This window comes from Streptomyces sp. NPDC029122 (assembly GCF_055569445.1).
On record NZ_JBVHWK010000038.1, the window covers coordinates 21083 to 43203 of the forward strand.

General features: G+C 71.2%; 20 protein-coding genes. 9 read left to right on the top strand and 11 right to left on the bottom strand.

Annotation, left to right across the window (positions count from 1 at the left end; translation table 11 throughout):
- Positions 1 to 75: 75 nt before the first annotated feature.
- The 9 genes from ACZ4WZ_RS31040 to ACZ4WZ_RS31080 all read right to left on the bottom strand — a co-directional run bounded on the left by ACZ4WZ_RS31040 (position 76) and on the right by ACZ4WZ_RS31080 (position 11185).
- Complete coding sequence (locus ACZ4WZ_RS31040; protein WP_467895953.1) at positions 76 to 1353, bottom strand: thymidine phosphorylase; 1278 nt, start codon at positions 1351 to 1353, stop codon at positions 76 to 78.
- Positions 1354 to 1467: 114 nt separating this feature from the next.
- Positions 1468 to 1866 (bottom strand): cytidine deaminase, encoded by a 399-nt coding sequence (locus tag ACZ4WZ_RS31045; RefSeq protein WP_467895956.1) that lies wholly within the window; start codon positions 1864 to 1866, stop codon positions 1468 to 1470.
- Positions 1863 to 3125, bottom strand: a complete 1263-nt coding sequence (locus ACZ4WZ_RS31050) for an ABC transporter permease (protein ID WP_467895959.1) — start codon at positions 3123 to 3125, stop codon at positions 1863 to 1865. Before ACZ4WZ_RS31050 ends, ACZ4WZ_RS31045 begins: the two co-directional genes overlap by 4 nt.
- The gene (locus ACZ4WZ_RS31055) at positions 3122 to 4237 is read right to left on the bottom strand and encodes an ABC transporter permease (protein ID WP_388934548.1); all 1116 of its coding nucleotides are present in this window, start codon (positions 4235 to 4237) and stop codon (positions 3122 to 3124) included. Before ACZ4WZ_RS31055 ends, ACZ4WZ_RS31050 begins: the two co-directional genes overlap by 4 nt.
- Positions 4234 to 5892: an ABC transporter ATP-binding protein gene (locus ACZ4WZ_RS31060; protein WP_467896076.1), complete on the bottom strand. Its 1659-nt coding sequence runs from the start codon at positions 5890 to 5892 to the stop codon at positions 4234 to 4236. Before ACZ4WZ_RS31060 ends, ACZ4WZ_RS31055 begins: the two co-directional genes overlap by 4 nt.
- 264 nt (positions 5893 to 6156) lie before the next feature.
- Positions 6157 to 7218, bottom strand: coding sequence for a BMP family lipoprotein (locus ACZ4WZ_RS31065; protein ID WP_388934551.1), 1062 nt, complete (start codon positions 7216 to 7218; stop codon positions 6157 to 6159).
- A 230-nt stretch (positions 7219 to 7448) separates the two neighbouring features.
- Positions 7449 to 8693 carry an amidohydrolase gene (locus ACZ4WZ_RS31070; RefSeq protein WP_467896078.1) on the bottom strand — a complete coding sequence of 415 codons (1245 nt, stop codon included), beginning with the start codon at positions 8691 to 8693 and terminating at the stop codon, positions 7449 to 7451.
- A gap of 213 nt (positions 8694 to 8906) precedes the next feature.
- Positions 8907 to 9557 (bottom strand): leucine efflux protein LeuE, encoded by a 651-nt coding sequence (leuE, locus tag ACZ4WZ_RS31075; RefSeq protein WP_467895964.1) that lies wholly within the window; start codon positions 9555 to 9557, stop codon positions 8907 to 8909.
- A gap of 44 nt (positions 9558 to 9601) precedes the next feature.
- A complete protein-coding gene (locus tag ACZ4WZ_RS31080) occupies positions 9602 to 11185 on the bottom strand; it encodes an acyl-CoA mutase large subunit family protein (RefSeq protein WP_467895968.1) in 1584 nt (527 codons plus the stop codon).
- Positions 11186 to 11582: 397 nt separating this feature from the next.
- Between ACZ4WZ_RS31080 and ACZ4WZ_RS31085 the strand changes: the two genes are divergently transcribed.
- Entirely contained in the window at positions 11583 to 12470 is an 888-nt protein-coding gene (locus ACZ4WZ_RS31085; protein ID WP_467895971.1) for a L,D-transpeptidase family protein, read from the top strand.
- A gap of 262 nt (positions 12471 to 12732) precedes the next feature.
- Here ACZ4WZ_RS31085 and ACZ4WZ_RS31090 read toward each other — a convergent pair whose 3' ends face one another.
- Positions 12733 to 13755: a hypothetical protein gene (locus tag ACZ4WZ_RS31090; protein WP_467895974.1), complete on the bottom strand. Its 1023-nt coding sequence runs from the start codon at positions 13753 to 13755 to the stop codon at positions 12733 to 12735.
- A complete protein-coding gene (locus tag ACZ4WZ_RS31095; protein ID WP_467896080.1) occupies positions 13755 to 14495 on the bottom strand; it encodes an RNA polymerase sigma factor in 741 nt (246 codons plus the stop codon). The genes ACZ4WZ_RS31090 and ACZ4WZ_RS31095 overlap by 1 nt, the downstream gene beginning before the upstream one ends.
- A gap of 280 nt (positions 14496 to 14775) precedes the next feature.
- On the opposite strand from ACZ4WZ_RS31095, the gene ACZ4WZ_RS31100 reads away from it, so the two are divergent.
- From ACZ4WZ_RS31100 to ACZ4WZ_RS31135, 8 genes are all read left to right on the top strand, one after another.
- Entirely contained in the window at positions 14776 to 15441 is a 666-nt protein-coding gene (locus ACZ4WZ_RS31100) for a 2-oxo-4-hydroxy-4-carboxy-5-ureidoimidazoline decarboxylase (protein WP_467895977.1), read from the top strand.
- 152 nt (positions 15442 to 15593) lie between these two features.
- Positions 15594 to 15974: a succinate dehydrogenase, cytochrome b556 subunit gene (gene sdhC, locus ACZ4WZ_RS31105; RefSeq protein ID WP_467895980.1), complete on the top strand. Its 381-nt coding sequence runs from the start codon at positions 15594 to 15596 to the stop codon at positions 15972 to 15974.
- 5 nt (positions 15975 to 15979) lie between these two features.
- Positions 15980 to 16462, top strand: a complete 483-nt coding sequence (locus tag ACZ4WZ_RS31110; protein ID WP_267033120.1) for a succinate dehydrogenase hydrophobic membrane anchor subunit — start codon at positions 15980 to 15982, stop codon at positions 16460 to 16462.
- A gap of 24 nt (positions 16463 to 16486) precedes the next feature.
- On the top strand, positions 16487 to 18241 hold the full coding sequence (gene sdhA / locus ACZ4WZ_RS31115) for a succinate dehydrogenase flavoprotein subunit (protein WP_467895984.1): 1755 nt from the start codon (positions 16487 to 16489) through the stop codon (positions 18239 to 18241).
- A complete protein-coding gene (locus tag ACZ4WZ_RS31120) occupies positions 18241 to 18999 on the top strand; it encodes a succinate dehydrogenase iron-sulfur subunit (RefSeq protein WP_388934568.1) in 759 nt (252 codons plus the stop codon). Before sdhA ends, ACZ4WZ_RS31120 begins: the two co-directional genes overlap by 1 nt.
- A 182-nt stretch (positions 19000 to 19181) precedes the next feature.
- Positions 19182 to 21179 (top strand): bifunctional metallophosphatase/5'-nucleotidase, encoded by a 1998-nt coding sequence (locus ACZ4WZ_RS31125; RefSeq protein WP_467895987.1) that lies wholly within the window; start codon positions 19182 to 19184, stop codon positions 21177 to 21179.
- Between the two features lie 79 nt (positions 21180 to 21258).
- Positions 21259 to 21678, top strand: a complete 420-nt coding sequence (locus ACZ4WZ_RS31130) for a hypothetical protein (protein ID WP_467895990.1) — start codon at positions 21259 to 21261, stop codon at positions 21676 to 21678.
- Positions 21679 to 21681: 3 nt separating this feature from the next.
- Positions 21682 to 22113: a thiol-disulfide oxidoreductase DCC family protein gene (locus tag ACZ4WZ_RS31135; protein ID WP_467895993.1), complete on the top strand. Its 432-nt coding sequence runs from the start codon at positions 21682 to 21684 to the stop codon at positions 22111 to 22113.
- Positions 22114 to 22121: the final 8 nt, after the last annotated feature.

Below are 22121 nucleotides of genomic sequence, written 5' to 3' on the forward strand. Positions count from 1 at the left end.
CCCGGGGGAACCGGCGGGGGCGGGCCGGGGAGCCGCCCGCGCGGCGGTGACCCCGGCCCACCTCCCGGCCGGGGACTACGCGATGCGGTCCAGGACGATCGGCGTGGCGGAGTACGCCGTGCCGGCCGGGGCGATGTCGTAGCAGCCCTCCAGCGAGGCCAGGGCGTACTCGAACTTCTCCGGGGTGTCCGTGTGCAGGGTCATCAGCGGCTGGCCGGCGGTGACGGTGTCGCCCGGCTTCGCGTGCAGCTCGATGCCCGCGCCCGCCTGGACCGGGTCCTCCTTGCGGGCGCGGCCCGCGCCCAGGCGCCAGGCGCCGACGCCGACCGCGTACGCGTCGAGGCGGGTCAGGACGCCCGAGGCGGAGGCGGTGACCACGTGCTGCTCGCGGGCCACCGGCAGGGCCGCGTCCGGGTCGCCGCCCTGGGCGGAGATCATCCGGCGCCACACGTCCATGGCGGAGCCGTCGGCGAGGGCCTTCGCGGGGTCGGCGTCCTTGATGCCCGCCGCGTCCAGCATCTCCTTGGCCAGGGCGATGGTCAGCTCGACCACGTCGGCCGGGCCGCCGCCGGCGAGGACCTCGACGGACTCGCGGACCTCCAGGGCGTTGCCCGCGGTGAGGCCGAGCGGGGTGGACATGTCGGTGAGCAGGGCGATCGTCCTGACGCCGCTGTCGGTGCCCAGGGCCACCATGGTGGAGGCCAGTTCCCGGGCGTCCTCGATGTTCTTCATGAAGGCGCCGGAGCCGACCTTCACGTCGAGGACGAGCGAGCCCGTGCCCTCGGCGATCTTCTTCGACATGATCGAGGAGGCGATCAGCGGGATGGCCTCGACCGTGCCCGTGACGTCGCGCAGGGCGTAGAGCTTCTTGTCCGCCGGGGCCAGGCCGTCGCCCGCGGCGCAGATGACGGCGCCGGTGGTGTCGAGGACGTGCAGCATCTCCTCGTTGGAGAGCAGGGCCCGCCAGCCGGGGATCGACTCCAGCTTGTCCAGGGTGCCGCCGGTGTGGCCGAGGCCCCGGCCCGAGAGCTGCGGCACGGCCGCGCCGCAGGCGGCGACGAGCGGGGCCAGCGGGAGGGTGATCTTGTCGCCCACGCCGCCGGTGGAGTGCTTGTCGGCGGTCGGACGGGAGAGGGAGTCGAAGTTCATCCGCTCGCCGGAGGCGATCATCGCGGCGGTCCAGCGGGCGATCTCGGCCCGGTTCATGCCGTTGAGCAGGATGGCCATCGCGAGCGCCGACATCTGCTCGTCGGCGACGACCCCGCGGGTGTACGCGTCGATGACCCAGTCGATCTGCTCGGGGCTCAGCTCACCGCGGTCCCGCTTGGTCCGGATGACGGAGATGACGTCCATGAGGTGACTTCCTTCTACGCGCATAGAGATGAGGGAGGGAGGTTCGAGGAGTTTTCGAGGGGGCGAGAGCGGCGACGGCCCTCCGCCCGGCAGGGCGGAGGGCCGTCGGTGCGGCTATCTCAGGTGGTCGGGCCCGAAGGCCTGCGGCAGCATCGCGCTCAGCGGCAGGATCCCGTCCGGTGTCTCCACCAGCAGCTCCGGGCCGCCGAACTCGTAGAGCAGCTGGCGGCAACGGCCGCAGGGCACGAGGACCTCGCCCTTGCCGTCCACGCACGTGAAGTGGGTGAGCCGGCCGCCGCCGGTGGCCTGGAGGGAGGAGACCAGGCCGCATTCGGCGCACAGGCCGAGGCCGTAGCTGGCGTTCTCCACGTTGCAGCCGGTGACCACCCGGCCGTCGTCCACCAGGGCGGCGACCCCGACCGGGAAGCCCGAGTAGGGGGCGTACGCCCGGGTCATCGCCGCCCGGGCGGCCGTCCGCAGGGCCTCCCAGTCCACCGCCTGGTGCGGGGTCACTTGCCCTGGCCCTTGCGGTACGGCATGCCGTCCGCCTTCGGCATCCGCAGGCGCTGCGCCGACAGCGCGAGCACCAGCAGCGTCGTCACGTACGGGGCGGCGTCCACGAACTGGCTGGGCACCTGGTCGGTGGCCGCGTACCAGGCGAAGAGCCCGGCGGCGCAGACGGCGGCGATACCGGCCTGGAGGTACTTCTTCTTGTACAGCTGCCAGCCGAGGGCGAGCACCAGCAGGATGGCGATCAGCAGCAGCATCGCGTGGACGTTCTCGGCGCCGCCGCGCAGCTTGAGGCTGTCGGTGAAGCCGAAGAGGCCCGCGCCCAGAGCCATGCCGCCCGGCATCCAGTTACCGAAGATCATCGCGGCGAGACCGATGTAACCGCGGCCGCCGGTCTGGCCCTCCTGGTAGATGCCGGTGGAGACGATCGCGAGGAACGCGCCGCCGAGGCCGGCCAGGCCGCCGGAGACGATCACGGCGATGTACTTGTACTTGTAGACGTTGACGCCGAGGGACTCCGCCGCGACCGGGTTCTCACCGCAGGAGCGCAGGCGCAGGCCGAAGGCGGTGCGCCACAGCACCCACCAGGTGGCGGGGATCAGCAGCACGGCGACGATGGTCAGCAGCGACAGGTGGGTGACCAGGCCGCCGAGGACGCCCGCGACGTCCGAGACCAGGAACCAGTGCTTGGCCTGGAGGCTGTCCAGCCCGCTGGAGAGTCCCGGGACGGTGATCTCGGTGATGGACTCGATGCGCGGGGACTGCTTGGAGGAGCCGCCCTCGGCCTTGTCGAAGGTGAAGTTCGACAGGTACTGGGTGAAGCCCGTCGCCAGGATGGTGACCGCCACACCGGAGACGATGTGGTTGACGTTGAAGGTGACGGTGATGATCGCGTGCAGCAGGCCGCCGATGGCGCCGCCGACGATGCCCATCAGGACACCCGACCAGGGACCCCACTGGTAGCCGGCCCAGGCACCGAACCAGGTGCCGAGGATCATCATGCCCTCGAGGCCGATGTTGACCACACCGGCCCGCTCGGCCCACAGGCCGCCGAGGCCCGCGAGGCCGATCGGCACCGCGAGCTGGAGGGCCCCGGAGACCTGGCCGACGGAGGTCAGGTCGTTCGCGCCGGAGATGACCCGGACCAGCGAGACCAGCGCGAGGCCACCCGCGATGATCAGCAGGATCCAGGGCAGGGTGAGCTTGCGGCGGCCGCCCGGCTCGGGCGCGGCTTTCGTCGTGGAAACGGTGCTGGCGCTCACGCCGCGACCTCCTTCTCGGTCTTGATGGCGTGGCCGGCGGCCAGCTCCTCGCCGACCTTCTGCTGCTGACGGCGGATGCCGTAGCGGCGGACGAGCTCGTAGCTGACGACCACGGCGACCACGATCAGGCCCTTCATGATCGTGCCGATTTCCTTGGCGAAGCCGGCCGTGTCAAGGCCGGCCGAGGCCTTGTCGATGAAGGCGATCAGCAGCGCGGCGAAGAAGATGCCGACCGGGTTGTTGCGGCCGAGCAGCGCGATGGTGATGCCGGTGAAGCCGATGCCCGCCGGGAAGGACAGGTTGTACGTGTGGGACTCGCCCAGCAGCAGCGGCATGCTGACCAGACCGGCGACGGCGCCCGAGATGAGCATCGAGGTCATGATCATCTTCTTGGCGTCCACACCGGAGGCCTGGGCGGCGGACTCGCTGGCGCCGGTGGCGCGCAGGTCGAAGCCGAAGCGGGTGCGGTTGAGCACGAACCAGTAGACGATGCCCAGCGCGAAGGCGATGAAGGTGAAGCCGTAGATCTCCAGGCCGTCGCTGAGCTCCACGCCCGGGAACCAGCCGGACTCCGGGATGTCACCGGTGGTCAGGTCGTTGGAGCCGACCGGCTGCACGCCGAGGTTCTTGGGGAGGATCAGCCAGGCGATCAGCGAGGTCGCGATGGCGTTGAGCATGATCGTCGAGACGACCTCGCTCACGCCGCGCTTGGCCTTGAGGACGCCCGCGATGCCGGACCAGAAGGCGCCGACGAGCATCGCGACGAGCACGATCACCAGGATGTGCAGCGGGCCGGGCAGCGTGACCGCCGCGCCGACCAGGGCGCTGACCATCGCGGCGAGGCGGTACTGGCCGTCCACACCGATGTTGAAGAGGTTCATCCGGAAGCCGATGGCGACGGCCAGGGCTGCCAGGTAGTACGTGCCGGCCTGGTTCAGGATGAGGACCTGGACGTCCTCGTAGCCGGACTGTTCGATCATGATGCGCAGCGGCTCGATCGGGTCCACGCCCGAAGCGGCCAGCACGATCATGCTGAGTACGAAGGCGCTGACCAGTGCCAGCGCGGGTCCGGCGAAGCCGAGAAGCAGCCGGTCCTTGTCGAATTTCTTCATCGGGCCTCGTCCTCCGTCGTGTCGCCGTCGACCTCGGCGGAGTGGTCGTCAGTGGCTTCCAGGTGCCCGGTGGCGGCGCCCGTCATGGCGGTGCCGAGCTCCTCGGGGGTGATCGTCGCCGGGTCGGCGTCCGCGACCAGGCGGCCGCGGTAGATGACGCGGAGCGTGTCGGACAGGCCGATCAGCTCGTCCAGGTCGGCGGAGATCAGCAGCACGGCGAGGCCCTCGCGGCGGGCCTCGCGGATCGCGTCCCAGATCTGCGCCTGCGCGCCGACGTCCACACCGCGCGTGGGGTGGGCGGCGATGAGGAACTTGGGGTTGTGGCTCATCTCGCGGCCGACGATCAGCTTCTGCTGGTTGCCGCCGGAGAGCGAGGCCGCGGTGACGTCGATGCCCGGGGTGCGGACGTCGTACTCGCGCACGATCCGCTCGGTGTCCTTGCGGGCGGCCTTCGGGTCGAGGATGCCGCGCCGGGAGTTGGGCGCCTCGGTGACGTGGCCGAGGATGCGGTTCTCCCAGAGCGGGGACTCCAGCAGCAGGCCGTGGCGGTGGCGGTCCTCGGGGATGTAGCCGATGCCGCCCTCGCGGCGCTTGCGCACCGGGGTCCTGGTGATGTCGTCGCCGTCGAGGGCGATGACGCCGGCGTCGGGGGTGATCATGCCCATGAGGGCCTCGATCAGCTCCGTCTGGCCGTTGCCCTCGACACCGGCGATGCCGAGGACCTCGCCCTTGTGGATCGTGAAGCTGATCCCGTCGAGCAGCAGGCGGCCGGCCACCGGGATCTCGCGGATACCGGTGTCGGAGTCGCCGAGGGCGCTCGTGGAGGTCTCGGGGGCGACGACCACACCCGCGTCGGCGACGGTCAGGCCGTCGACCTTCAGCATGGGCGTCGTGGTCACCGTGGACTCGCGGGTCTCCGGCGAGGGCAGCTCGCTGCCGACCATCAGCTCGGCGAGCTGCTTGGTCGTGGCGGTCTTCGGGTCGGCGGTGCCGACCGTGGTGCCGCGGCGGATGACGGTGATGTCGTCGGCGACCTTCAGGACCTCGCCCAGCTTGTGCGAGATGAAGATGACCGTCAGGCCCTCCGCCTTGAGCTCGCGCAGGTTGTCGAAGAGCGCGTCCACTTCCTGCGGCACGAGCACGGCGGTCGGCTCGTCGAGGATGAGGGTCTTGGCACCGCGGTAGAGGACCTTGAGGATCTCCACGCGCTGGCGGTCGGCCACACCGAGGTCCTCGACCAGGGCGTCGGGGCGCACGCCGAGGCCGTACGCGTCCGAGATCTCCTTGATCTTCTTGCGGGCCTTGGCGCCGATGCCGTAGAGCTTCTCGCCGCCGAGGACGACGTTCTCCAGGACGGTGAGGTTGTCGGCCAGCATGAAGTGCTGGTGCACCATGCCGATGCCGCGGGCGATGGCCTCGCCGGGGTTGTTGAAGGAGACCTGCTCCCCGTCGATGGCGATGGTGCCCTCGTCCGGCTTCTGCATGCCGTAGAGGATCTTCATCAGGGTCGACTTGCCGGCACCGTTCTCGCCGATGAGGGCGTGGACCGTGCCCTTGCGGACGGAGATGGCGATGTCCTTGTTGGCGACGACGCCGGGGAAACGCTTGGTGATGCCGTGCAGTTCTACGGCGAGAGGGGGGCTGGACGCGTTGATGACGCACTCTCCTTGGCGCGGAAGGAGCTGGAAAAGCCGAGTGGGCAGGGGGACAGGGCGGAGATCGGCCGGGCGGGTGGGCGGGAGTCGGACGGTATCGCGTCCACCATGCCTCTACGCGCGTAGCACTGTCGGAAGTGAAAACTTGCGGCCAACTGGCCACAAGTGGTCACCGACTCAGGGGGGAGACGCGGTGCGGGGTCCGGGAGCGGTTGAGACCGCTTCCCGGACCCCGGTGACCGCGACGGGATGTCAGACGGGCCGTTACGGCGTGGTCTTGACGGTGATCTTCTTCGCGATGATGTCGGCCTTCGCCTTGTCCACCGCGGCGATCAGGTCGGCCATGTTCTTGTACTCGGGGTTGGAGTCGGCCAGGCCGACGCCGTCCTTGTCCAGGCCGTAGCGGACCTCACCGGACTGCGGGCTGCCGTCCTTGACCGACTTGATCAGGTTGTAGACCGCGTCGGAGACGTCCTTGGTGACCGAGGTCAGGATCTTGTCCTTGTACTTCGACAGACCGGCCTGGTTGTACTGGTCGGAGTCGACACCGATGGCCCACTTGCCGGAGGTCGCGGCGGCCTCGATGGCGCCCGAGCCGGCGAGGCCGGCGGCGGCGTAGATCACGTCGGCGCCGCCGTCGATCTGGCCCTTGGCCGCGGCCTTGCCCAGGTCGGGCTTGGCGAAGCCACCGAAGTCCGGCGGCTGGGAGAGGTACTTGGTCAGTACCTTCGCGTTGGGGTTGGTGTCCTTGACGCCCTGGGCGAAGCCCGCCTCGAACTTCTTGATCAGCGGAACCTCGACACCGCCGATGAAGCCGACCGTGCCGCTCTTCGACGCCTTGGCGGCGGCGACGCCGGCCAGGTAGGAGCCCTGCTCCTCGTTGAAGACCAGGTTGGCGATGTTCTTCTCGGTCACCGAGGTGTCGTCGATGATGCCGAACGTGGTGTTCGGGAACTTCGCCGCGACCTTCTTGATGGCCGGCGCGTAGGCGAAGCCGACGCCGATGACCGGGTTGTTGCCCTTGCGGGCCAGCTCGGTGAGGCGCTGGACCTTGTCGGCCTCGCTCTCACCCTCGGTGGGCTCCGCCTCGGCGCCCTTGACCTTCAGGTCCTTCTCGGCCTTCTCGAGGCCCGCGTAGGCGGCGTCGTTGAACGACTGGTCGCCACGGCCGCCGATGTCGTACGCGATGGCCGCGCCCGCGGAGGAGGAGGCGCTGCCGTCGGCAGACGGGCTGTCCGAGGACTTCTTTCCGCCACAGGCGGTGGCCGAGAGGGCCAGCGCCGCGGACGCGAGGCCCACGGTGGCGATCCTGGTGATCCGGCGCAAGGGGAGGCTCCTTCAAAACCTGACCGAAGCGCCACGACCGGCGCTGGTTTCGCGGCGATCGTAACGCGCGTAGATGTCAGTTAAAGGCCCGTTCATGAGTCGTTATCGGATCGACGCGAACCGGACAGTGACCGATCGGTAACGGGACAGGCGTCCGGCCCTTGTGTACCAAGGGCTGGACGCCGCCGACGGCCGGCCCGCCGGTGCTGTACGGAGCTTTGCCGGATCTTTCAGCCGACGGGCCTGCCGCGGCGCCCGTCGAGGAGCGCGGCGGCCGTGAAGAACTCCACGCCGTAGCCGATCGCGGACTCGTCGACGTCGAAGTCACCCCGGTGCAGGTCCCGCTTGGCGGTGTCGCCGGGCCGGCGGACGCCGAGGCGGGCCATGGCGCCGGGGACGTGCTCCAGGTACCAGGAGAAGTCCTCGCCGCCGAGGCTCTGCTCGGTGTCCTCGACCGACTCGGGGCCGCAGCGGGCACCCATGGCCTCCCGGAGCAGTTCGGTGACCACCGGGTCGTTGACCACCGGGGGCACCCCGCGCACGTGGTTGATCTCGAACTTGGCCCCGTGCATGGTGGCGACCTCGTCGATCGCCGCGTGGATCATGTCCGGGGCCTCGTACCAGGCGTTGAGGTCCAGGCAGCGGACCGTGCCGGACAGCTCGGCGTGCATCGGGATGACGTTGCAGGCGTGCCCGGACTCGATCCGGCCCCAGGTCACGGACATGCCCGAGCGGGCGTCCATCCGGCGGGCCAGCAGCGCCGGGACGTCGACGGCGACCCGCGCGGCGGCCGTCACCATGTCGGTGGTCAGGTGCGGGCGGGCGGTGTGGCCGCCCGGGCCGGCCAGGGTGACCTCCAGGCGGTCGCAGGCCGAGGTGATGGGGCCGGGCCGCAGGCCGATCATGCCGGCGTCGACCCGGGGGTCGCAGTGCACCGCGATGATCCTGCCGACGCCGTCCAGCACCCCGGACTCGATGGCCTCGGTCGCGCCGCCCGGCAGCACCTCCTCGGCCGGCTGGAACAGCAGCCGCACCGGGCGGGGCAGCAGGCCCTGGCGGTCGAGCTCGGCGAGGACCAGGCCGGCGCCGAGGACGACCGCGGTGTGGACGTCGTGGCCGCAGGCGTGGGCGCGGTCCGGGTAGGTGGAGCGGTACGGGACGTGCGTCTTGGCGTCCGGGATGGGCAGGGCGTCGATGTCCGCGCGCAGGGCCAGCATCGGCCGTTCCCCGTCCCAGGTGCCGACGTCACAGATGAGCCCGGTACCGGACTCCAGGACGCGTGGGCGCAGGCCGGCCTTCTCCAGCCGGGCCTTGATCGCCGCGGTGGTACGGAACTCCTGGTGTCCTAGCTCGGGGTGCATGTGCAGGTCCCGGCGGAAAGCGATCAGTTCGGCACGGAGCCGGTCCGGCAGCTTGCCGGGCAGCTCGGGCCGGGCAGGCTTGCCGGGCAGGGCGGTCTGGGGCTCGCGGGACATCAACTGGTTCACCCGTTGAAGGGTAGGCGCACGGATGGGTCAACTGTCCGGAGATCACCAAAAGTTCATGCCCTTAGGGGAAAGAAAAGCGACCTCTGGACGCATGACCGGTTGCGGCCGGGGGTAAACTCACGCGCTCATCCGGCCGCGGGGCCGCCCCGCACCGGGAGCGGAAGCCGCCGGTCGCACCGCCCCCGGTCCCCGACGGGGTGATCAGCTGACGGCGAGCTTCGCGGCGAAGCCGAGGAAGACCACGCCCGCCGCCGAGGTCGCGCCGGCCGACAGCCGCTTGCGGCGGCGGAAGGCGGTGGACAGGCGGGTGCCCGCGAATATCAGGGTGGACAGGTAGAGGAAGCTGATCAGCTGCGAGACCGCCCCGAGCAGCAGGAACGACAGCGCCGGGTAGGCGTACCCGGGGTCGACGAACTGCACGAAGAAGGAGAGCAGGAAGAGGATCGCCTTCGGGTTGAGCAGGCTCACCAGCAGTGCCCGCCGGTAGGGCCGCTCGGCCGTGCCGGCGGCCGGCTCCTCCCCGGCCCGCTCCTCGTCCCGGACCCCGCGGCCGCGCCACATGCCCCGGGCGGCGCGCAGCATGCCGACGGCCAGCCAGCCGAGGTAGCCGGCGCCCAGGACCTTGACCACGGTGAACAGCACCGGGCTGGCCTGGAGCAGCGCGCCCGCCCCGACCGCCGCGAGCACCATGAGCACGGTGTCCCCGCTGAACACCCCGCAGGCGGCCTTGTACCCCTCCTTGACCCCGCGCCGGGAGGCGACGGAGAGCACGTAGAGCGAGTTCGGCCCCGGCAGCAGCACGATCAGCACGACGGCGGCGAGATACGTAGGAAGATCTGTCACACCCAGCATGGGCAGGAGTGTCCATGAGGACACACCTGTCACGCCAGTCGATTTCAGTGGGCGGGACCGGACGGTTCGTAGCGCCCCCAGACCTCCCGCAGCACCCCGCACACCTCCCCCACCGTGGCCCGCGCCCGCAGGGCCTCCTTCATCGGGGGCAGTACGTTGTCCCGCGTGCCGGCCGCCGCCTCCCGCAGTGCGGCCAGCGTCCGCCCCACCGCCCTTCCGTCCCGCGTCGCCCTGAGCCGTTCCAGAGCGGCGCACTGCCGGGCCTCGATCGCCGGGTCCACCCGCAGCGGCTCGTACGGCTCCTCCCGCTCCAGCGCGAAGCGGTTGACGCCGACCACGATCCGCTCGCCGCTCTCCTGCTCGCGGGCGATGCGGTAGGCGTTGGCCTCGATCTCCTCCTTCTGGAAGCCCGCCTCGATCGCCGCGACCGCCCCGCCCAGGTCCTCGATCCGCCGCATCAGGGCGAGCGCGGCCGCCTCCACCTCGTCCGTCATCCGCTCCACCGCGTACGAGCCGGCGAAGGGATCGACCGTCAGCGGCACGTCCGTCTCGTACGCCAGCACCTGCTGGGTGCGCAGCGCGAGGCGGGCCGCCTTCTCCGTCGGCAGCGCGATGGCCTCGTCGAAGGAGTTGGTGTGCAGGGACTGGGTGCCGCCCAGCACGGCGGCCAGCGCCTGCACGCCCACGCGTACGAGGTTCAGCTCGGGCTGCTGCGCCGTCAGCTGCACCCCGGCCGTCTGGGTGTGGAAGCGCAGCATCAGGGACTTCGGGTCCCGGGCCCCGAACTCCTCGCGCATCACCCGGGCCCAGATGCGCCGCGCGGCCCGGAACTTGGCCACCTCCTCCAGGAGGGTGGTGCGGGCGACGAAGAAGAAGGACAGCCGGGGCGCGAACTCGTCGACCGCCATCCCGGCGTCGAGCGCGGTACGGACGTACGCGATCGCGTCGGCGAGGGTGAAGGCGATCTCCTGCACGGGCGAGGCCCCGGCTTCGGCCATGTGGTAGCCGGAGACGGAGATGGTGTTCCACCTGGGCATCTCCTCGCGGCAGTAGCGGAAGACGTCGGCCGTCAGCCGCAGGGAGGGGCCGGGCGGGAAGATGTAGGTCCCGCGGGCGATGTACTCCTTCAGGACGTCGTTCTGGACGGTGCCCGTCAGCCGCCCGCCCGCGATGCCCTGTTCCTCCGCGACCAGCTGGTACATCAGGAGCAGGAGGGCTGCGGGGGCGTTGATGGTCATCGAGGTCGACACCCGGTCGAGGGGGATGCCGTCGAGGAGCACCCGCATGTCCTCGACCGAGTCGACGGCGACGCCGACCTTGCCGACCTCCCCGTGCGCGAGGGGGGCGTCGGAGTCGTGCCCCATCTGGGTGGGCAGGTCGAAGGCCACGGAGAGGCCGGTCCCGCCGCCCTCGATGAGCGCCCGGTAGCGGACGTTGGATTCGGCGGCCGTGCCGAATCCGGCGTACTGGCGCATGGTCCAGGGCCGTGCGGTGTACATCGTGGGGTGGATGCCGCGGGTGTAGGGGTACTCCCCGGGGCTGCCGAGCCGGACCTGGGGGTCCCAGTCCCCCAGGTCGGCCGGGCCGTAGACGGGTTCGAGGGGGATTCCGCTCTCGGTTCGTGCCATCGACGTGCCTCCGTGGATCCTGTCCCGGATGGGACCGGTGAGGTCCCTGCCTACCGCGCGGGGGCGGGCCGGAGGCGGCTGACGCGCCTGACCGCTGTCCTCCCGGCCGCCCGGACGCCGCGCGCTACCACTCGTTCGAGTGTGCTGTGGGGCTCCGGCGGAGAGGGAGCCGGCCCCGGTTCCGCCTTGGCATCACGCCGGCACGGGGAGCCGGGGAGCCGGGGAACCGCCGGGCGGCAAGGTCCGGGGCACCTGCCGGCCGCCGCCCTCGGCCTCGTCGGCGCCGCTGTCCGGGTGGGACCGGAGCCGTCTTGGTGACATCGCGCGGCCGGGTGCAACTTTCCGTGCCTTCGAGGCGTCACCCTGATACACGACGTTGAATTCGGGGGACCCCACCATGCAGCGACAGAGAGCCATCGTCCGTACGCTCGGCCTGGCCGCCGCGGTCGCGGTCGCCGCGACCGCCTGCGCTCCCCAGGGCGCCGGTGCCGGTCCGGCCGCCCCCTCCTCACCGGCGGCGTCCCCCACGGCCTCCCCGTCCAAGCAGGACGACAAACCGGGCGAGTCCTCGCCCTCCGCGTCGCCCTCCCAGTCCGCGTCGTCCTCTCCGTCGCCGTCGTCGTCGCCGTCGTCCTCGTCTGCCGCCCCCGGCCCCAAGGCGCTCATGGCCAACGGCGACGAGAGCGAGCAGGTCCGGGAACTCCAGGCGCGGCTGCGCCAGCTCAAGCTGGTTTCGACGGCGCCCACCGGCTTCTACGGCTCGAAGACGACCGCCGCGGTCAAGACCTTCCAGTCGCAGCACGGACTGCCCGCGACCGGGTCGGTGGACGAGGCCACCTGGCAGAAGGTGCAGGCCCTCAGCAAGAAGCCGACGGAGCAGGAGCTGCGTCCGCCGACGACCAACGAGGTGGACGCCCCGGACCCGCGCTGCATGCAGGGGCGGGTGCTGTGCATCAGCAAGGAGAGCCGCACCCTGGCCTGGATGATCGACGGCAAGGTCGTCTCCACGATGGACGTGCGCTTCGGCTCGGAGAACACGCCGACCCGCGAGGGCCTGTTCCAGGTGGAGTGGAAGGCGAAGCAGTGGACGTCGACGATCTACCACACGTCGATGCCGTACTCGATGTTCTTCAGCCAGGGCCAGGCGGTGCACTACTCGTCCGACTTCGCGGCCCGCGGCTATGACGGCGCCTCGCACGGCTGTGTGAACGTCCGGGACAAGAAGAAGCTGTCGGAGCTGTTCGACCAGGTGAAGGTGGGCGACAAGGTCGTCGTCTACTGGTGACCGGGGCCCGGTGGTCCGGGGGCCGGTCACCGAGGCCCGGGGGCCGGTGACGGTCGTGAGGAGAGGGGGCGCGGGCAGGGCCGGGGGAACGTGCCCCACCCGCGCCGGGTGCGCCGAGCCCAGGGGTACGGGGGGAACCCCGGCTCGTGCGCGGCCGATGACCAGTCGGCTCGATACGTACTGCGCCGACGGTTCGAAAAGTGTTACTGCCCCGGGCGGAGGGTCTGCGGAAACGATTCAGCCGACGGTTGCGGCCACCGTTTCAGCGGCTGCGGAAGCCCAGCCCGCCGCTCGTCAGGGAGGACGGCGAGGGCAGCGGAACGCCGCCCTGGCCCGCGCCGCTCTGCGGGACGCCGCCGCTCCGGGGGGCTCCGTCCAGCAGGGTCGCGCAGAAGCGCTGGACCTTCGCGGCCCCGCCCGCCAGCTTGGCGAGGTACTCGCGCCGGTCGTCGCTGAGCTTCTTCGCCTTGTTTTCCCGGCACAGGTCTTCGGGCCTGGGCTTTTCCGTACCGCCGTGCCCGCCGCCGCCGTCGGCGCCGCCGCCGCTGTCGCCGCCGCCGCTGCTGTCGATGAACCTGTCAGGGGTGCCGTCGGTGCCCGCCGCGCCCCCGCCGCCCGTGGCGGCCGTGCCGGGCGGCGCCGACGGGCTGGGGGCGGCGCCGGAGGGCGTACGCGTGTCCGTGCCCGGTATCCGCGAGGCGTCCGGGCCGTACGTGAAGCCGCCGCCGCCCAGGGACGGGGTCGGCCGCAGCTGCGGGGCGAGGGGGCTGGGGCCGGCGGTGTCCCCGGCGGGTGCCGGGTCCGAGTCGGCGGTGACGGAGACGGCCGGGGCGGGGCCCGCCGTCAGGTGCGCGGCGCGGTCCAGCAGGCCGGTTCCGGCGACGGCCGCGATCCCCCCGACGGCGACGCCGGCCAGCGCGGCCGCCAGCCCGAACCGCGCGGCCGTGACGGGGCGCCGCTGCGCGGGGATGCGTACGGGGGGTATCGGGGCCAGGTCGACCAGGGGTTCACCGGCGCCGCCGGCCGGGGCGGGGGTCCCGGCGGGCTCCGGCGGGGACGCCGTCGCGGGCGCCGTGGCGCGGGCCGCGCGGAAGGCGGCCAGGGCGGCTTCCTCGCCGGGCAGCTCGCCCCCGGCGGTCCGGGGCGTCAGGGCGTCGAGGGCGGCACGCATCCGGGCGGCCTCCGCCCGGGCGCGGGGGTCGGCGCCGACCGGGTCGGGGGTTCCTCCGCGCAGCAGTTCGTCCGCCGCGGCCCTGTCCAGCCACGCGTTGTGCTCGTCGGCCATCACATGTCCTTCTGCGTCCGCCAACGTGAATGCGTCACACCGGTTTGCTCCACCAGGTCCCCCGCCCGCGCGCGCTGTGCGGGTACCGCGTCGAGATCGCGCTCCCGTGCCTGGTCCCCGGCATTATGGCCGACCCGGGCGCGGGATCCCGCTTCGTTTTCCGTCCCGTCCGCCCCGCCGGAGGGGCCGGACTCCGCGCTCAGCAGTTCCGCGAGCTTCTTCAGCCCCCGGTGGGCAGCCGTGCGGACCGCTCCGGGGCGCTTGCCGAGGGTCTCGGCCGCGCTCTTCGCGTCCAGGCCGACGACCACGCGCAGCACGACGGCCTCCGCCTGGTCCTGCGGGAGCTGGGCTATCAGCTTCATGGTCCGCCCGGTGGACAGGGCTTCCATGGCCTCGCCGTACGTGTCGGAGTCCGCGGCCCGGCCGGTCAGCTCGGTCTCGTCGCCGCCGATGGCGGGGCGGCGGCCGCGCATGCGGATGTGGTCCAGGGCCCGGTTGCGGGCGATGCGGGCGGCCCAGCCGCGGAAGCGGTCGGCGTCGCCGGTGAAGGATCCGAGGTCGCGGGCGATCTGCAGCCAGGCCTCGGAGGTCACGTCCTCGGCGTCGCCGTCACCGACGAGCGTGCGTACGTATCCGAGCAGGCGCGGGTGCACGGTGCGGTACACAGTCCGGAACGCGCTCTCGTCGCCGTCCTGTGCCGCGAGCACCGCGGCGGTCAGCTCCGCGTCGTCCCCCAGCAAAGTCCCCAACCCGTTCAACGTCCTGTACGTGTGGCGCAAATCCGCACGTTACGGCTTTCAAGTACCTCTCGTCCACGAGTTCTACAACCAGCGACCAAGCCTGCGCGGAGCGGGGTGTGACAGAAAACGCACTCCATACGCTGACATGGATACGGGCTTGTCGCACGAGTCCGTGACGGATGGCGACCGGGGCCTCTCCTGTGGGGGGTGGCGGCCCCGGTCGTCCTCCCCCTCCAGCCGGGGCAAACCTCCCCGCCTCATCCTTTCGGCTCACTTCCGGGTGAAATCCCCGTATGGGCAGGGCACCGCCCCTCCGAGATCGCTAGCGTGGCGGTACACCCGCGCCACGCCCCGAGGAGAACCGCTGTCCAGCCAGCTTCCGGCACAGGTCCGCGGTCCGGCCTCCGCCCCCGGCGCCGGACTGGCGCGCTTCAACGCCCTGCCCCCCGAGACCGCCCGCGCCGTCCTGCTGCGCTGCTGCGGCAGCGGGCGCTGGGCCCACCGGGTGGCCGCCCACCGCCCCTACCCCGACACCGCCTCCCTGCTGGCGGCCGCGGACGAGGCCGCGTACGACCTCTCCCAGGGCGACCTCTCCGAGGCGCTGGCCCTGGAGTCCTCGGCGGAGCTGGGCCAGGGGGCACCGTACGCCGCGCTCCTCGCCCTCGACGCGGCGCGGGCGGAGTACGAGCGGACCTTCGGGCACGCCTTCGTGATCTGCCTGGACGGGCACCCGCCGGAGGAGCAGGTGGACCAGCTGCTGGCCGCGATCCGCCGGAGGATGGCTCACGAGATCGACGAGGAGCGCTCGATCGCCGCCGACGAACTGCGCCTGCTGACCCGCTCCCGGATGGTCCGTCTACTGGACCGACTCGCCGGAGCGCACCGCCCGGACCCGGACGACGGCCTGCCTGCTGCCGATTTCGGACTATTTGCCCCTGCGGGGTAGCCCGTCCGTGCCTGTTTGATCACACCGACGGACCCCGGGCGAGGGAACCGACAAAGCGTCGCTACGATGTCCGGGGCCGGTGGACCGTACCCGGCCGGGCCCGACCGACAAAGAAGCCGGCTGGCCCCCGCCCCGCTTCCGGAGGGTTTTCCGTGCCGGCTGGAACGTTGTACCGCGGCCGGGAAGGAATGTGGTCCTGGGTGGCTCATCGAGTCACCGGCGTCCTCATCTTCTTCTTCCTGTTCGTACACGTCCTCGACACCGCTCTCGTCCGCGTCTCCCCCGAGGCGTACGACGATGTCGTGGCTACCTACAAGACCCCGATCGTCGCGCTGCTGGAGTACGGCCTCGTGGCCGCCATCCTCTTCCACGCGCTCAACGGTCTCCGTGTCATCGCCGTGGACTTCTGGTCCAAGGGCCCGCGCTACCAGAAGACGATGCTCTGGTCGGTCGTCGTGGTCTGGGTCGTCCTGATGGGCGGGGCCCTGTACCCCGTACTCGGCCACGCCTACCTCGAACTGTTCGGGAAGTGACACGCATGTCCTCTGACACTTCTTCCGCCAAGGCGATCGGCGACGTGGAGGGCGTTTCCCTCTACGACACCGACAACCCGGCGCCCTACATCGAGGCGCCGCGCAAGCGCACGGGCAAGACCCCGCGCTCGACCCGCGGCAACTTCGAGATGGCCGCCTGGCTCTTCATGCGCCTCTCGGGCATCGTCCTCGTCGTCCTCGTCATCGGCCACCTGCTGATCCAGCTGGTGCTGGACGGCGGCGTCTCCAAGATCGGCTTCGCCTTCGTGGCCGGCCGCTGGGCGTCCCCGTTCTGGCAGGTCTGGGACCTGCTGATGCTGTGGCTGGCCATGCTGCACGGCGCCAACGGTCTGCGTACCGTCATCAACGACTACGCGGAGCGCGCCAACACGCGGCTGTGGCTGAAGGGCCTGCTCTACACCGCCACGGTGTTCACCATCCTTCTGGGCACGCTGGTGATCTTCACCTTCGACCCGAACATCCGCTAGGCACGGGCTGAGGCGAATCGACTCATGAAGATCCACAAGTACGACACCGTCATCGTCGGCGCCGGTGGCGCGGGCATGCGCGCCGCCATCGAGGCGACGAAGCGCAGCCGCACCGCGGTGCTGACGAAGCTCTACCCCACCCGCTCCCACACGGGCGCCGCGCAGGGCGGCATGGCCGCCGCGCTGGCCAACGTGGAGGACGACAACTGGGAGTGGCACACCTTCGACACGGTCAAGGGCGGTGACTACCTGGTCGACCAGGACGCCGCCGAGATCCTGGCGAAGGAGGCCATCGACGCGGTCCTCGACCTCGAGAAGATGGGCCTGCCGTTCAACCGCACCCCGGACGGCACGATCGACCAGCGCCGTTTCGGCGGCCACTCGCGCAACCACGGCGAGGCCCCGGTCCGCCGGTCCTGCTACGCCGCGGACCGCACCGGCCACATGATCCTCCAGACGCTGTACCAGAACTGCGTCAAGGAGGGCGTGGAGTTCTTCAACGAGTTCTACGTCCTGGACCAGCTCCTGGTCGAGGAGGACGGCGTCAAGAAGTCGGCCGGTGTGGTCGCGTACGAGCTCGCCACCGGCGAGATCCACGTGTTCCAGGCGAAGGCCGTCATCTACGCCTCCGGCGGCACCGGCAAGTTCTTCAAGGTGACCTCCAACGCGCACACCCTCACGGGTGACGGCCAGGCGGCCTGCTACCGCCGCGGCCTGCCGCTGGAGGACATGGAGTTCTTCCAGTTCCACCCGACGGGCATCTGGCGCATGGGCATCCTGCTGACGGAGGGCGCCCGCGGTGAGGGCGGCATCCTCCGCAACAAGGACGGCGAGCGCTTCATGGAGAAGTACGCGCCGGTCATGAAGGACCTCGCGTCCCGTGACGTCGTCTCGCGCTCCATCTACACGGAGATCCGTGAGGGCCGCGGCTGCGGTCCCGCCGGTGACCACGTGTACCTGGACCTGACGCACCTGCCGCCGGAGCAGCTCGACGCGAAGCTCCCGGACATCACCGAGTTCGCGCGCACCTACCTGGGCATCGAGCCGTACACGGACCCGATCCCGATCCAGCCCACCGCGCACTACGCCATGGGCGGCATCCCGACCAACGTCGAGGGTGAGGTCCTGGCGGACAACACCACCGTCGTCCCCGGCCTGTACGCGGCCGGCGAGGTCGCGTGCGTGTCGGTGCACGGCGCCAACCGCCTGGGCACCAACTCGCTGCTGGACATCAACGTCTTCGGCAAGCGCTCCGGCATCGCGGCGGCCAAGTACGCGGCCGAGAACGACTACGTCGAACTGCCGGAGAACCCGGCGCAGCAGGTGGCCGACCTCGTCGAGCAGCTGCGCAACTCCACGGGCAAGGAGCGGGTCGCCGACCTGCGCCTGGAGCTCCAGGAGACGATGGACGCGAACGTGATGGTCTTCCGTACGGAGCAGACCATCAAGACCGCGGTCGAGAAGATCGCGGAGCTGCGCGAGCGCTACAAGAACGTGTCCGTCCAGGACAAGGGCAAGCGTTTCAACACGGACCTGCTGGAGGCCATCGAGCTGGGCAACCTGCTCGACCTGGCCGAGGTCATGGCCGTGTCCGCCCTGGCGCGCAAGGAGTCCCGCGGCGGTCACTACCGCGAGGACTACCCGAACCGCGACGACGTCAACTTCATGCGCCACACCATGGCGTACCGCGAGGTCGGCGCCGACGGCCAGGACTCCGTGCGCCTGGACTACAAGCCCGTCGTCGTCACCCGCTACCAGCCGATGGAGCGTAAGTACTGATGGCCACCCCGACCCTGGACAAGATGGAGGCGGCGGCCGCCGCCTCGCCGTACATCACGGTCACCTTCCGGATCCGCCGCTTCAACCCCGAGGTCTCCGACCAGGCGGAGTGGCAGGACTTCCAGATCGAGATCGACCCGAAGGAGCGCGTGCTCGACGGTCTCCACAAGATCAAGTGGGACCTCGACGGCACGCTGACCTTCCGCCGCTCGTGCGCGCACGGCATCTGCGGCTCCGACGCGATGCGGATCAACGGCAAGAACAGGCTCGCCTGCAAGACGCTGATCAAGGACATCAACCCGGAGAAGCCGATCACCGTCGAGGCCATCAAGGGCCTCACGGTGATGAAGGACCTCGTGGTCGACATGGAGCCCTTCTTCCAGGCGTACCGCGACGTCATGCCGTTCCTGGTCACCAAGGGCAACGAGCCGACGCGCGAGCGCCTGCAGTCCGCCGAGGACCGCGAGCGCTTCGACGACACCACCAAGTGCATCCTGTGCGCCGCGTGCACGTCCTCGTGCCCGGTGTTCTGGAACGACGGCCAGTACTTCGGCCCGGCGGCGATCGTCAACGCGCACCGCTTCATCTTCGACTCGCGTGACGAGGCCGGCGAGCAGCGGCTGGAGATCCTGAACGACAAGGACGGCGTGTGGCGCTGCCGCACGACCTTCAACTGCACCGACGCGTGCCCCCGCGGCATCGAGGTCACGAAGGCGATCCAGGAAGTCAAGCGGGCGCTCATCACCCGCCGCTTCTGATCCTTCCGTACGCATCGGGCCCCGCCCCCGGACATCCTCCGGGGGCGGGGCCCTGCGCGTACGCGGGGTCCGCCGGCGGAGGTGGCCCGCCGGCCGCCGTACGCCCTCCCGGGGGACGAGCGGTACGGGCTCGCGGCCCGGTGCGTCGACACGGGCAGGGCGGCGCGGGAGCATGAGCCGTTGTGACGAGGCTCGCCAAGACCCCATGTCCGGACCGGAGCACGGCCCGCCTCGGGCGGCGGACGTTCCTCACCTCCCTGGGGACGGTGGCCGCCGCCTTCGCCACCGGCGTCCCCGCCCACGCCACCGAACACGCGCGTGACGCCGCCACCGCCGCCGAGTACGTGGACGTACAGCTCCTCAACATCACCGACCTGCACGGCTACCTCCAGGGCGCTCCCGGCGGCAGCGCCGTCATCAGCGGCAACGGCGGCCGGACCTACACCGTCGGCGGCGTCGCTTACATGGCCGCCCACCTCGCCCGGCTCCGGGACGGGCGGGCCCACTCGTTCTTCTTCACGCCCGGGGACGCCTTCGCCGGCTGGGAGTTCGACACCGCCGCCTTCGCCGACGAGCCCACGGTCGAGGCGCTCAACCGCATGGGGCTGGACTTCGCGACCGCCGGGAACCACGAGTTCGACAAGTCCCCCGCGATGCTGCGCCGCCACATGGAGCAGGGTGTTCCGTTCCCCGTCGAGGGCCGCGACGCCACCTTCACCGACTCCTCCGGGGCCCGCTTCCACGGCTGCGATTTCCGCTACCACAGCGCGAACGTCGTCTGGGGGGCCGACGGGCGCACGGTCCTGCCCGCGTACAACGTCGAGACGGTCCGCACCGCCGCCGGGCAGGAGCTGCGGATCGGCTTCATCCACCTCACCGCCCTCGGCACCGAGCGCATGCCGGGCTCCTACCAGCCCGGGCTCGCCACCCTCGACGAGGTCGCCACCGCCGACCGGTACGCGGCCCTGCTCAAGGCCCAGGGGGTGGGCGCGATCGTGCTCAGCGTGCACGACGGAGCCGTCGCCGGCGCCGACTTCAACAGCGGCGCCGACCCCACGGGCCCGGCCCTTGACCTGGCGCTGCGCGTCTCCCCCGACATCGACGCCATCGTCACCGGCCACTGGCACGCCCGGTTCAACATGATGGTCCCCGACCCCCACGGCGTCCCCCGGCCCTTCGTCGAGGCGGGCTGCCACGGGCAGCTCGTCAACGAGATCAGCCTCCGCCTCGACCCCGCGACCGGGAAGGTGGTCCGCGAGCTGACCGTCTCCACGAACCACCCCAACACCCGTGACGTCGCCCCCGACCCGGCCCTCAAGGAAGTCACCGACTACTGGGCCGGCCAGGCCGCCGCGCGGGACGCCTCCCGGATCGGCAGGCAGACCGGCTCGTTCCTGCGTACGCGCAACACCGCCGGCGAGTCCACCATGGGCGACCTGGCCGCCGACTGGGCGCTGTGGGCGGCCCGCGGGCCGGCCGACCCCGAGAACGACGCCAACGTGCACCCCGACGTGCCGGCCCAGCTCGCGCTGGTCGCCGCCGCGCCCCGGGTGGGCCAGACGGTCATCGCGGGCGACCTCGTGCGCGACGCGGCCTCGAGCGGCGCCGTCACCTTCGGCCGCGCCTGGAGGGCCGTCGGCTTCGGCGACCCGGTCCTCAGCGCGACGGTGACCGGGCAGCAGATCCACGACGCGCTGGAGCAGCAGTGGACGACGACCGCGAGCGGCGAGCTCCGCTTCGCGCCGCTCGCCGTCTCCGCGAACGTCCGCTACACCTTCGACGCCGCGGGGGCGGCCGGCGACCGCGTCAGTCCGGCGGACGTGTTCATCGACGGCGTCCCGCTCGACCTCGCCCGCGGCTACCGGCTCGCGTCCTCCTCGTACACCTTCCTGGCGCACGACGGTTACGGCGCGCTCCGCGGCTTCCAGGCCCCGTACCGCCACCAGCGGGACTACGAGAGCTTCGTGGGGTACGTACGCGAGAGGCGGACCCTGACCCCCGCGCCCCTGGACCGGGTGACGGCCTCGAACACCGCCCGGCCCGGCGCCGACGTCGGCACGGTCGTGGAGCCGGCTCCCGTCCTGCTGCCCGACGGCTCCCGGATGCCCCGGCCCGAGGCGGCGATCGTCACGGCGGACCGCCCGCCCGGCACCCTCGACGGCTTCCGGGCTCCCTGCTGACCCTTCGCTTGAACCTGTTCAAAAAGAGGTCTACAGTCAAGCCTGCCAGAGAGTTGAACACGTTCAAGGGGGCTGGGGCATGGACCTCACCGTGGCCGCGTACGTCATCTACCTGTTCATCAGCATCGGACTGACCGTCTGGGTGGCCCGTACGCTCAGCCGCAACGGCCGCGTCTTCATCGCCGACGTCCTCCAGGGGAACGAGAAGCTCGCGGACGCCGTCAACCACCTCCTGGTGGTCGGCTTCTACCTCGTCAACATCGGCTTCGTGACCCTGTACCTGCGCTCGGGCGAGACGGTCCTCGAAGCCCGGGGCCTCTTCGAGGCCCTGTCGGTCAAGCTCGGCGTCGTCCTGCTGGTCCTCGGCGTCATGCACCTCGGCAACGTGTGGGTACTGAGCCGGATGCGCCGCCGGGGGATCATGGAGCGGCAGGCCGCGCAACTGCCGCCGGTGCCGCCGCTCCCCCCGCAGGGGTGGACCGTCCCGGCCGGAGCCTGATCCGTGGCGCGGGCCGCGCGGGCCGGCGCCGTCCGGTCCCTGACCGTCCTGTACGACGCCGGCTGCCCCGTGTGCGTCCACATCCGGAACTGGCTGGGCCGGCAACGGCAGCTGGTCCCGCTGCGGCTGGTGCCGGCCGCCTCCGCCGAGGCGCGGCGGCGGTTCCCGGGGCTGGCGCACGCCGAGACGCTCCGCGAGATCACCGTCGTCGGCGACGCGGGGCAGCTGTGGCGCGGGACGGACGCCTTCGTCGTCTGCCTGTGGGCCCTGGCCGAGTACCGTTCGAAGGCCGACTGGCTCGCCACCCCGGCGGGCCGTCCCTTCGCCGGGGCGGCCATGCACACGGCCGCCGCCGTACGGCACGCCGTACGTTCCAAGTCCGAAGCGGAGCCCGGGGAACCGGCCTGTGACGAGCAGTGCTCCGCACCCCGATAAAGTCGGAC